The sequence below is a fragment of the Streptomyces glaucescens genome, assembly GCF_002154375.1.
Lineage (GTDB): Bacteria > Actinomycetota > Actinomycetes > Streptomycetales > Streptomycetaceae > Streptomyces > Streptomyces glaucescens.
Genome location: NZ_MUND01000528.1, coordinates 1 through 10456 on the forward strand (window position 1 = coordinate 1; position 10456 = coordinate 10456).

At 72.5% G+C, this 10456-nt stretch carries 10 protein-coding genes and 3 pseudogenes; 6 read left to right on the forward strand and 7 right to left on the reverse strand.

The genetic code is table 11. The annotated features are described in order from the left end of the window. From CCN42_RS30575 to CCN42_RS30585, 3 genes and pseudogenes are all read right to left on the reverse strand, one after another. Positions 1–349, reverse strand: a pseudogene (locus tag CCN42_RS30575) (serine/threonine-protein phosphatase); the annotation flags it as partial. Positions 350–474: 125 nt separating this feature from the next. Then, the gene (locus CCN42_RS30580; RefSeq protein ID WP_086740492.1) at positions 475–1272 is read right to left on the reverse strand and encodes a VOC family protein; all 798 of its coding nucleotides are present in this window, start codon (positions 1270–1272) and stop codon (positions 475–477) included. A 139-nt stretch (positions 1273–1411) separates the two neighbouring features. Then, positions 1412–2047: a TetR/AcrR family transcriptional regulator gene (locus CCN42_RS30585; RefSeq protein WP_086740494.1), complete on the reverse strand. Its 636-nt coding sequence runs from the start codon at positions 2045–2047 to the stop codon at positions 1412–1414. A gap of 142 nt (positions 2048–2189) precedes the next feature. Here CCN42_RS30585 and mhpA point away from each other — a divergent pair, with 142 nt between their 5' ends. After that, positions 2190–3821 (forward strand): bifunctional 3-(3-hydroxy-phenyl)propionate/3-hydroxycinnamic acid hydroxylase MhpA, encoded by a 1632-nt coding sequence (mhpA, locus tag CCN42_RS30590; protein ID WP_086740495.1) that lies wholly within the window; start codon positions 2190–2192, stop codon positions 3819–3821. 298 nt (positions 3822–4119) lie between these two features. Here the strand turns inward: mhpA and CCN42_RS30595 are convergent, their stop codons facing one another. Beyond that, positions 4120–5727, reverse strand: a complete 1608-nt coding sequence (locus CCN42_RS30595) for an MFS transporter (RefSeq protein ID WP_086740497.1) — start codon at positions 5725–5727, stop codon at positions 4120–4122. A gap of 291 nt (positions 5728–6018) precedes the next feature. Here CCN42_RS30595 and CCN42_RS30600 point away from each other — a divergent pair, with 291 nt between their 5' ends. Both CCN42_RS30600 and CCN42_RS30605 read left to right on the forward strand, forming a co-directional pair. After that, a complete protein-coding gene (locus CCN42_RS30600; RefSeq protein WP_086740499.1) occupies positions 6019–6666 on the forward strand; it encodes a TetR/AcrR family transcriptional regulator in 648 nt (215 codons plus the stop codon). Positions 6667–6817: 151 nt separating this feature from the next. Next, the gene (locus tag CCN42_RS30605) at positions 6818–7093 is read left to right on the forward strand and encodes a hypothetical protein (protein WP_086172685.1); all 276 of its coding nucleotides are present in this window, start codon (positions 6818–6820) and stop codon (positions 7091–7093) included. 173 nt (positions 7094–7266) lie between these two features. Here CCN42_RS30605 and CCN42_RS44925 read toward each other — a convergent pair. Both CCN42_RS44925 and CCN42_RS30615 read right to left on the reverse strand, forming a co-directional pair. Continuing rightward, positions 7267–7350 (reverse strand): annotated as a pseudogene (locus CCN42_RS44925) (IS5/IS1182 family transposase); the annotation flags it as partial. Between the two features lie 100 nt (positions 7351–7450). Further along, the gene (locus tag CCN42_RS30615) at positions 7451–7864 is read right to left on the reverse strand and encodes a hypothetical protein (protein WP_086740500.1); all 414 of its coding nucleotides are present in this window, start codon (positions 7862–7864) and stop codon (positions 7451–7453) included. A 300-nt stretch (positions 7865–8164) separates the two neighbouring features. On the opposite strand from CCN42_RS30615, the gene CCN42_RS30620 reads away from it, so the two are divergent. The 3 genes from CCN42_RS30620 to CCN42_RS30630 all read left to right on the forward strand — a co-directional run bounded on the left by CCN42_RS30620 (position 8165) and on the right by CCN42_RS30630 (position 10240). Beyond that, positions 8165–8464 carry a hypothetical protein gene (locus CCN42_RS30620; protein ID WP_245877535.1) on the forward strand — a complete coding sequence of 100 codons (300 nt, stop codon included), beginning with the start codon at positions 8165–8167 and terminating at the stop codon, positions 8462–8464. A 112-nt stretch (positions 8465–8576) separates the two neighbouring features. Continuing rightward, positions 8577–9263 (forward strand): helix-turn-helix transcriptional regulator, encoded by a 687-nt coding sequence (locus CCN42_RS30625; RefSeq protein ID WP_086172686.1) that lies wholly within the window; start codon positions 8577–8579, stop codon positions 9261–9263. Beyond that, on the forward strand, positions 9260–10240 hold the full coding sequence (locus tag CCN42_RS30630) for a threo-3-hydroxy-L-aspartate ammonia-lyase (RefSeq protein ID WP_086740502.1): 981 nt from the start codon (positions 9260–9262) through the stop codon (positions 10238–10240). Before CCN42_RS30625 ends, CCN42_RS30630 begins: the two co-directional genes overlap by 4 nt. Before the next feature lie 26 nt (positions 10241–10266). Here CCN42_RS30630 and CCN42_RS44930 read toward each other — a convergent pair. After that, a pseudogene (locus CCN42_RS44930) lies at positions 10267–10456 on the reverse strand (pyridoxal-5'-phosphate-dependent protein); the annotation flags it as partial.

Sequence of the window (10456 nt, forward strand, 5' to 3'; positions counted from 1 at the left end):
CCTCCGGGAGCGGCCTGAGCACGACCTGCTGCACGGCCTCGGCCACGGCGCGCAGTTGCGTCAGCTGCTTCTCGTGCCGCTCCCGGAGGTGGGCGAAGAAGGTGACGCACACCGAGATCAGGATCAGCGCGGTGACCTGCAGGCTGTGGTTGAGGTCGGTGAGACTGGTCCGTACGACCGCGACGACGGACTGGGCCAGCACGGCGAGCGCGCCGACGCAGGCGGTGGTGCGCGGCCCCGCGAAGGACGCGGTGACGGCGGGCGCCGCGGCCAGGAACGGGCCGAGATGCACCTCGGCGGGAGCGAGGATGTCGCCCACCGTGACGACGGCAATGAGCCCGAGGGGCATCGCCAGCAGAGCGCGATGCGGCTCCCCTGGTACGCGACGGCCGCCGCTCCATGGTCGAGGCCCCATGCAACCTGCATACACCCGTGGGCCGCCGGGCACCTCCGCAGCGGTGCGCGGGCCCGGGATCAGCTCCGGGCCGGGGTGAGGACGACGAAGTCCGCGTTCGCCGGGTCCAGGCAGACCGCCAGCCGGCCCACGCCCTCCGCGTCCTCCGGCCCCATCTGCACACTGCCGCCGTTCTGCGTGACCGCGGCGACCGCGGCGTCGCAGTCCTCGACGTGGAAGACCGGGTGCCAGTACGGCCGCCCGTTCGCCAGGGCCAGGTTCCCGCGGGGCAGCTCCATGACACCGCCGTGCATCCGCTCCTCGGGCTGCCCGGCGGGCGTGATGATCGAGTAGGTGCCTCCGCCGCCGGGCAGCTCCATGTCGCTGAACCGCCAGCCGAGGACGCCGCCGTAGAACTCCTTCGCGCCGGCGGCGTCGCTGGTGTACAGCTCGGTCCAGGACAGCGACCCGGGCTCGTCGACCAGGTCCACGCCCTTGTTGGTGCCCGGCTGCCAGACGGCGAACTGGCCGCCCAGCGGGTCGCTGTACTGCGCCATGCGGCCCCACTCGTCAAGTTCTCTCGGCTCCACCCGCACGGTGCCGCCCCCGTCGCGCACCGCCTGGGTGGTGGCGTCCGCGTCGGTGACGCAGAAGTAGATCATCCAGGCCGAGCGGGCGCCCTCCTCGGTGAGCTTGCCGAGCCCGGCCACGATCTTGCCGTCCTTGCGGAACATGCCGCCTTCCATGTCCTCGCCCTCGCCCATGGACTCGTAGTCCCACCCGAGCACGGAGCCGTAGAAGGCCGCGGCGGCCCGGACGTCGGGGGCGCCGAGGTCGAGCCAGCAGGGGGAGCCGGGAGCGAAATCCGTGGTGATCATGCCGGTGACGCCTTTCCGTGGTCCTTGTGTGGACCCAGCGTGACACCGGGCACTGACAATCGCCTGTCGGGCCGTCCAGTCGCAGGTCAGCCGGTTGGCGGTGGAGGTCGCGCCGCCGTCGGGGGGGGATGGGCCGGGGTCAGCCTCGATCGGGCAGCGGGCGGTGGGCGATCCCGCGGGCCTCGTCGGCGGGCACGCCCAGCATGCGCAGCATCAGCTCGGCCATGGTCCGCGCGGCCTCCTCGCTGTCGCGGTGCGGCCGGCCGAGGCGCAGATCGAGCAGGGCGAGCAGGCTGCCGCCCAGCGCGGAGAGGGCGATCTCGGGGTCTTCGAAGGTGAAGCGGCCGGAGGCAGCGCCGGTCCGGAGGTCACCGAGGGCGCGGGGCGCGAGGCCCCGTTCGGAGCGGACGTGGTCGAGTCCGCGGTGGCGCAGGATGCGCATGATCTCGGGGTGGGTGTCGGCCATGGCGGCGCTGAGCCGGATGCCGAACGCGATCCGCTCGGCGGGGTCGTCGACGCCGTCCAGCCGTTCGTCGATGGTCCGGCCGTATTCGTCGAGGGCGTCGGCCACCGCCTCGTCGAAGAGGGCGGTCTTCGACTCGAAGTGGTTGTAGAAGGAGCCGAAGCCCACATCCGCGCGGTCGGCGATCGTCTGGATGCTCACGCCGGTGTCCCCGGACTCCGCCAGGATCTGCCGGGCCGCCCGGATCAGGGCCTGCCGGGTCGCGGCACGGCGGCGTTCGAACCGGTTGGCGGGCGGCGCTGACGTCGGCATGCGCCCGAGTTTAACAACGGCCCACAGTCCTGATGGTTTCCTCAAGGATCTCCGCACATGCGTTGACGTGACATCAGATCAACACTGATGCTTTCATCAACTTTCCGCGACCAAGCCGTACGGAACGCGAAGTGAGCCGCGCATGAACACGAATCAGGCCGCCGCGCGCGACGCGGCGAGCGTCACCCCGGTGGTCATCGTGGGGGCGGGCCCGGTCGGCGTCACCGCCGCGATCTTGCTCGCCCGCCGGGGCGTGCGCAGCGTTCTCCTGGAACGCCACCGGGACGTCTACCCGCTGCCGCGTGCCGTCGCCATGGACGACGAGGTGCGCCGGATCCTCCAGGCGGCGGGCGTCCACGAGGAGTTCGCGTCCCTCGCCCGACCCGCCAACGGCCTGCGGCTGCTGGACCCCCGGCACCGGGTCATGGCCGAGTTCCGGCGCGACGATCCGCACGGCCACCACGGCTTCCCGCAGACCACCCTCTTCGACCAGCCGGACCTCGAACGGCTGTTGCGCGCCGCCCTGGCCCGCCACCCCGAGTGCGAACTGCGGGGCGGGGTGGAGGTCCTCGCCGTGGAGCACGCCGCCGAACACGAGCGCGGGCGGGCGGCGCTCGGCGGCCCGCCGGGCCGGGTCCTGGTCACGGTGCGCGACACGGCGGGCGGCGAGCCGGAGCGGCTGTGGGCGGACGCCGTCCTGGGGTGCGACGGCGCGGGCGGTCTCACCAGGAGCGCCATCGGCGCCGTATGGGAGGACCTGCGGTTCGAGGAGACCTGGACGGTCGTGGACGTCCGCACCCGCCTGCCGGTTCGGACCTGGGAAGGTGTCGACCAGGTGTGCGACCCGGCGCGACCCGGGACCTTCATGCGGATCGGCGAGGACCGCTACCGCTGGGAGTTCAGGGTGGGGGAGGCGCCCGTGGACCTGCGTGAGCTGGTGGCCCCCTGGGTCGACGTGCCGGACGGCGGCGACGGCTTCGAGGTGCTGCGGCAGGCCCGCTACACCTTCCGCGCCTGTGTCGCCGACCGCTGGCGCCGGGGCCGGGTCTTCCTGCTCGGCGACGCCGCGCACCTGACGCCGCCGTTCGTCGGGCAGGGCCTGTGCTCGGGGCTGCGCGACGCCCACAACCTCGCCTGGAAACTCGCCCGCGTCCTGACGCACGGCGCGGACGAGCGGCTGCTCGACACCTACGAGAGCGAGCGCAAACCCCACACCCGGCACATGATCCGCCTCGCGATCACGACCGGCTGGGCGATGACCGGCGGTCAGGACAGGGCCGCCGCCGTGCGCCGCACCGTGCTCGCCGCGGCCTGCCGGATCCCGGCCCTCACCTCGTACCTCTCCGCGCGCGGCCTCAGCCCCGCGCTGGCCCGCGGCCCGTTGGTGCACTACGGCCGACTGGCCGGCCGGCGTCTGGCGGGCGGCCCGGTGCCCCAGCCGTGGGTGGTGACGCGGCGCGGGCGGGTCCGGCTCGACGAGGTGCTCGGCGACTCCTTCGCGGTCCTGTCCGCCGTCCCGCCGGGCCCCGCCGTCCGGGACACCGCCCGGGCGCTCGGCGCACCGGTCGTCCGCATCGACGGCGGCGCCCCGGAGGACGGGGACACGGGCGTGGCCGACGACGGCACCCTCGCCGCCTGGCTGCGCTCCGCCCGGACGGACGCGGTGCTGCTGCGCCCCGACCGCGTCGTGCTGACCGCCCTCCCGGCGGGTGCCGCCGGCTTTCCGGGGGCGTGTGAGTGGCTGCCGCTGCTGAGCGCGGGTGGCGGGGGTTGACCGGATCCGGGTGCGTGACGCCCGGTCCGGCCGTGAGCGGGCTCGGACCGGGCCGGTCGGCGGCGGCGCAGAGGCCGACGGTCCGGCCGTGATCCCGCTACGAGCGCACCGCCACGCCCCTCGGACCGTCCGGTCGAGGGGCGTGACGGTGCCGTGTCTGACCGGCCGGTCCGGCCGCCGCGGCCGCCGGACCGGCCCCTGGGAGCGCCACCGACCGCCCGACCCGCCGGGCCGGGGCCGCGGCCGGTGCCGCGGTCCGCCCGACGGTCGTGGCGGTCGGCCGAGCGGGGCCGAGGGCTCAGCCGACCTTCGCGTCCTCCTTGCGGGGTTCCGCCGCTGCCTCCTCGGGCCCCTGGCCGGCCGACCGGCGGCCCGGCAGTACCAGCAGGACGATCAGGGCGCCGGCCGCCATGATGACGCCGCCGACGAGGCTGGTGTGCGCGACACCGTGGGCGAACGACTCGTGCACGGCGTCCACCAGGGCCCTGGCCTGCTGGGGGCCGCCGTCCGGGGACCCGGCGATCCGCTCGGCGACCGCGAGACCGCCGCCCACCGACTCCTTCGCGGCGTCCAGGGCGGCCTGCGGGAGCCGGCCGCCGGCCAGGCCGGTCAGTTCGTCCTGGTAGGCGGTGCTGAGCAACGAGCCCAGGACGGCGATGCCGAGCGAGCCGCCCAGCTCCAGCGAGGTGTCGTTGGCGCCGCCGCCGACGCCCAGTTCCGACTCGGGGAAGGACCCCATGATCGTGTCGGTCGCCGGGGACACGCTGAGCCCGATCGCGAAGCCGAGCAGCAGCAGCGACGGCACGAAGTCGGCGTAGGACGAGCCCTTGTCGATCTGGGTGAGCAGGAACACGGACACGGTGCCGATGACCATGCCGGGCACGATCGTGGCCTTCACCCCGAGCTTCGGCGTCAGCTTGCCGGTGACCGCGGCGCCCGCGAACACGGCACCGGCCAGCGGGAGCAGCCGCACACCGGTCTCCAGGGCGTCGTGACCGAGGACGAACTGCAGGTACTGCGTGGCGTAGTAGATCGATCCGAACGCGCCGAAGAAGAAGAAAAGCACCGCGATCATCGAGCCGCTGAACGGACGCAGCGCGAACTTGCGCACGTCGAGCATGGGCTGAGGGTGCCTCAGCTCCCACAGCGTGAAGGCGACGAACCCGGCGCCCGCGACCAGGGCCGCCGCGATCGGGCCGGTGCCCCAGCCGAAGTGCGGACCCTCGATGATGGCGTAGACCAGGGAGCCGACGGAGACGATCGACAGCAGACCGCCCACGTAGTCGATCCGGCCCATGCCCCGCGCCCGGGACGGCGGTACGAGGACGAAGGCGCCGACGACGGCGACGACGGCGACGGGCACGTTGATCAGGAAGGTCGAGCCCCAGGCGTGGTCCTCCAGCAGCCAGCCGGCCAGCAGCGGGCCGACGGCGATGGCGAGGCCGGAGGTGGCCGTCCAGGCCGTGATGGCCCGTGCCCGTTCGCGCTTCGGGAAGGTCGCGACCAGCAGGGACAGTGTGGCCGGCATGACCACGGCGGCGCCGACGCCCATGACGGCGCGGGCGGCGATGACCAGGCCCGTCTCGTCGACCAGGCTGCCCATCACCGAGCCGCCCGCGAAGACCAGCAGGCCCAGGACCAGGGCGCCGCGGCGGCTGTACTTGTCGCCGATCGCGCCCAGCACCAGCATCAGCGCGGCGTACGGCACCGTGTACCCGTCGATCACCCACTGCAGGTCACTGCTGCTGAGCCGCAGATCCTCGGTCATGGCGGGAGCGGCGACGATCAGGGAGGTGTTGGCCATGACCACGATCAGCAGGCTCAGGCAGAGCACGAGCAGCGCCCACCAGCGCCGTCGGTACGGCTCCGACATCCTTTCGACCGGTGTGTGCGCGAAGAGCGGCATCGGGCGCTCCTAGGGGTTGGAGAAAACGGCTTCCGGAGCGGCGGGAGCGGCTCGGGCGCGGCTCCTGGCACCGCGGGCAGTTAATTGCCCATCGATGTGCAGATTAGTTTGTTGCACATAGGTGTGCAACTTGTACCTGCTCGTCGATGTGCAAATAGCGGGTGCCCTGTCGGCTGGCCGTGACACCCGCGGGGCGACGCACTGCTCGCCACCGGCTCGGTCGTGAGTGGTGCGGCGCGTGGGAAGATGACCTGCCGTCCCGTCGTCCCAGCGAGTCCGTGAGGTTGTGCCGTGGTCTCCAAGTCCGTGGCCCGCGAGCCCGTGCGGCGCAACGCGCGGTCCAACCGGGCCCGCATCCTGGCCGCCGCCCGGCAGGAACTGGGCCGGAATCCCGAGGTCACGCTGGAGGAGATCGCGCGGGCCGCCGGAGTCGTGCGCCGTACCCTCTTCGGGCATTTCCCGGGCCGCGCCGCCCTCGTGGAGGCGCTGGCCGAGGAGGCCTCCGCCGCCCTGCGGGACGCGGTGGCGAGTCGGCCGGCGGTGACCGAGCCGCCCGAGCGTGCGTTCGCCCGGCTCGTGCTCGCGATCTGGCCCGTGGGCGACCGCTACCGGCTGCTGCTGGCGCTCGCGCGCCAGGACCTCGGCCCGGAGCGGGTGTCCGAGGTGCTGTCCCCGGCACGCGCCGAGGCCGCGGCGATCCTGGAACGGGGGCAGGGCGAGGGCGTCTTCCACGCGCAGCTGCCGCCGGCCGTGCTCAACGCGGGTCTGGAGGCACTGATTCTCTCCCTGCTGGAGAGCGTCAACGCGGGCGCCTGGGAGGACGACGGCACGGGCACCGCGGTTGCCACCCTGATCGCGGCGGGGGTGCCGCAGGACCGGGCGGCCGGCGTCGCGGAAGCGGTCGCCGCTGAGGTGCGGGCGGCTGCCGCCGACGCATGAGCCCGTTCTCCTGAGTTCGCTTCGTACCGCCGTGCCGCCGTGCCGCACCGGGCCGGGGCCGTGCCCGGCGGTGTCCGCCGACGGCCGTGTCGGAGGCGTGTGGTGGGATGTCCGAACCGAGATCTGTTGATCGAGCAGGGGGACCGTTGTGATGACCGAGTATCCGTCGCTGACCCGCGCACTGGCCGAGGCGCTGGTCGACGTCCTGTGGTTCGTCGAGGGCTGCGAGGACGACCAGATGGACCCGGACGACGCCGTCAAGGTCCTGGAAGGTGCCGCCCATCTCATGGGTGGGCTCTCCGTCGATCAGCGTGGCGAACTGCTCGATCTCCTGGGCGAGATGGTGGAGGAGGAGGCGGATCCGGACCGGCGGGAATTCCTGGAGGACTTCCCGGAGGGGTTCGGGCTCGTGGACGATCCGGCCTGAACCGGCGCCGCGCCGGAGCCGCCCACCCTGGTGGCCGTGGTGGCCGTGGTGGCCGTGGTGGCCATGGTGGTGACTCGCGACTACGGCCCTGGCCGTGACTACGGTCCTGGCCGTGACCGCGGCCAGGACCGTGATCGCCCGCCGCCCGTCGTACCGCTGACCGAGCGGTGCCGGTCCTTCCACGCGGTGATCACCGGCTCGGTCAACGGCCACCGCTCGTCCGATAAGTCGCTCGGGCACGGCTTGCGTTCACTCACCCGGTAACAGCACCAGACCAACAAGCGCGGACCGGCAGACTCTGCCCCGCGGCCACACCATCAGGCGACAGCAGATCCACTCAAAGAATCATGAACCCCGCTAAGCGTGTGATTCACCCAAGCCGGGCGTCCCGAGACGGTTGAAGCCGGCGAGGCGCGGCGAGACGACGAAGGGGAAGGATTCGCCATCGGGGGTCTTGAGAGCCGCCACGATGTCATGGTCCGGTGCACCGAATATCTCGAAGTGCTGCACGGTGCAGTGCTCCATTACCTCGCGGATGTACGGATCCGAGAGCCGCCAGTGGGCGCGGATGGCATCGGAGTCGCGGTAGAGCTGGAAGCTGTGCGCCAGCATCCGCTCCTCGTCGATGAAGACCTCGACCATGAGCTGAGGGCCGTGCTCTTGAGCGAATGCCACCGCCTGCGCGATGGCGCGCCGGAAACCGTCGAGGTGACCGTCCGTGATGCGCATGGTATTGCGGAAGAGAATGGTGCTGCTCTTTGTGATCTCCATGCGCCGAGTGTTGCGCCTCAATCAAGGTTGAGGTCAAGGGTGCAGCCCAGCCGGGGAACCGGCGACGACACTGAGGCTCCTGATGAAGCCCTGGCGGGCCGCCTCGCGCTCTTCTCCGGCACGGAGAACCGAACAGCACCTCCCACCCGAGCCCGGCGATGAACCGAACATCGAGTTACAAACCGGCCTCTTATGACTTGTTGCGGCATTCGGGGGATCGTCGGGCGGTACCGCAACCGCGACGGCGGGTCCCGCGACCTCAAGGGGCAGACAGACAGCCCCGAGTGAGGGAGAACCGCCGTGCACACCCACAGCGACACGCTCGTCCCGGCCATGGACGCCTGGCCCGTCTGCGACCCGTACGGCTCGGCCGGACCCGACCATCTCGACGGGGACTACCTGCTGCCGCCCCCGAATCCGGCCGCCCGCGTGGGCGCCCCGCTCAGCCCCGCCGACCGGCGCCGCCTGGACCTGCACGCCGCTCTCACGATCCGCGGCATCGCGCCACGCCCCGGCGACCAGTTCGCCGTGAACGCCATCAGCTCCCTCGGTGACGCCGTGACCGCCGCGGTGCTGCGCTGGGTGTCGAGCGACGACTGACCCGGCGTACCTGACGGCTGCCGCGTCCTTCTCGGGAAACCTCTTGCGGTGACGCCCCGCCCTGGGTCTAGACTGAAAGTCCAAAGGTTGGATTTCCAGTCCAGGAGGGTGTGTGGCCACGCAGGACCTGGATGCCGAGCGGGATGCGATCATCGGCGCGCTCGGACCGGTCGTCGACGGGCTGGTGGCGACGTTCGGGCCGCTGTGCGAAGTGGTGCTCCACGACTACCGGCGGCCGGAGAAGTCGGTGGTCGCCGTGGCCGGTTCGGTGACCGGGCGGGCGGTGGGCGGGGCGATGAGCGAGATCGGCATGCGGGTCCTCGCCCGCGGCGACGAGGCCGCCGACGAACTGAACTACCTCACCCGCACCCGCTCCGGCGACCTGGTCAAGTCGTCCACGATGGTGCTGCGGGACTCCACGGGCGCCGTCTTCGGCGCCCTGTGCGTCAACCTCGACGTCACCGCCGTCCACCGGACCCACGCCCTGCTCGGCGGGCTCGCCGGCCTCGGCACGGATCCCGCGCACACGCCGGTCACCACCTTCGGCAACGACATCGACTCCGTCGTGGACGTCATCCTCGACACCCACCGGCTGCTGCAGCACCACAACTGGGCCGGCCTCGACCGCGAGCGCCGTCTGGAACTGTTCCGCAGCCTCGACGAGCACGGAGTCTTCGCGGTGCGCCGCGCGGTCGAGCAGGTCGCCGCCCGCCTCGGCATCTCCCGCGCCTCCGCCTACAGCTATCTCTCCCAGGCCAGAGCCACGGCCGACCCGACGTCCCAGGGAGGACACCCGTGACGATCGCCCCCAACCCGGTCACGCTCGACGACGTCCGCGCGGCCGCCGCGCGGCTCAAGGGCGTCGCCCACCGCACTCCGGTGCTGCGCTCCCGCACCCTGGACGCCCTGGTCGGCGCGGAGACCCTGCTGAAGTGCGAGAACTTCCAGCGGGTCGGCGCGTTCAAGTTCCGCGGCGCCTACAACGCGATCTCCCGGCTGACGCCGGAGCAACTGGCCCGGGGCGTCGCGGCGTACTCGTCCGGGAACCACGCCCAGGCCGTCGCCCTGGCCGCCCGCGAACTGGGCACTACCGCGGTGATCGTCATGCCCGAGGACGCGCCCGCCTCCAAGCGGGAGGCGACCGCGGGCTACGGCGCCGAGATCGTCACCTACGACCGCTACACCGGCGACCGCGTCGCCATCGCGGAGGCGCTGGCCGCCGAGCGCGGGCTCACCGTCATCCCGCCCTACGAGCATCCGCACATCATCGCCGGCCAGGGCACCGCGGCACTGGAACTGCTGGAGGAGGCGGGCGAGCTGGACGCCCTGGTCGCCCCGGTCGGAGGCGGCGGGCTGATCGCGGGCAGCGCGACCGCGGCGAAGGGCCTGCGGGCCGGAATCCGGATCATCGGTGTCGAGCCGGAGGCCGGGGACGACACCAAGCGGTCACTGGAAGCGGGCCGACGGGTCAGCATCCCGGTGCCGCGCACCATCGCCGACGGCCAGGCCCTGCACACGCCGGGCGAGCTGACCTTCTCCGTCAACCGGCGGCTGGTCGACGAGATCGTCCTGGTGAGCGACGACGAGATCAGGGCGGCGATGCGGTTCGCCTTCGAGCGGCTGAAGATCGTGGTGGAGCCCAGCGGCGCCACCCCGCTCGCCGCGTTGCTCTCCGGCCGCGTCACGGACCTGCCGCACCGCGTCGGTGTGATCATCTCCGGCGGCAACATCGGCACGGAGCGATTCGCGCGGCTTGCCGGGGGCAGCGCGGACTGACGGCCCCCCACCGCGGACTGACTGCCCGCGCGGCCCCCGGCAAGCCGCGCGAATCGCTCCGTGCCGATGTTGCCGCCGGAGATGATCACACCGACGCGGTGCGGCAGGTCCGTGACGCGGCCGGAGAGCAACGCGGCGAGCGGGGTGGCGCCGCTGGGCTCCACCACGATCTTCAGCCGCTCGAAGGCGAACCGCATCGCCGCCCTGATCTCGTCG

What these genes read in the sequence shown, in the direction of transcription:
- mhpA (WP_086740495.1), top strand. Translation starts at nt 2,190, where the DNA reads ATGAACACGAATCAGGCCGCCGCGCGCGACGCGGCGAGCGTCACCCCG.
- CCN42_RS30595 (WP_086740497.1), bottom strand. Translation starts at nt 5,727, where the DNA reads ATGCCGCTCTTCGCGCACACACCGGTCGAAAGGATGTCGGAGCCGTAC.
- CCN42_RS30605 (WP_086172685.1), top strand. Translation starts at nt 6,818, where the DNA reads ATGACCGAGTATCCGTCGCTGACCCGCGCACTGGCCGAGGCGCTGGTC.
- CCN42_RS30585 (WP_086740494.1), bottom strand. Translation starts at nt 2,047, where the DNA reads ATGCCGACGTCAGCGCCGCCCGCCAACCGGTTCGAACGCCGCCGTGCC.
- CCN42_RS30615 (WP_086740500.1), bottom strand. Translation starts at nt 7,864, where the DNA reads ATGGAGATCACAAAGAGCAGCACCATTCTCTTCCGCAATACCATGCGC.
- CCN42_RS30580 (WP_086740492.1), bottom strand. Translation starts at nt 1,272, where the DNA reads ATGATCACCACGGATTTCGCTCCCGGCTCCCCCTGCTGGCTCGACCTC.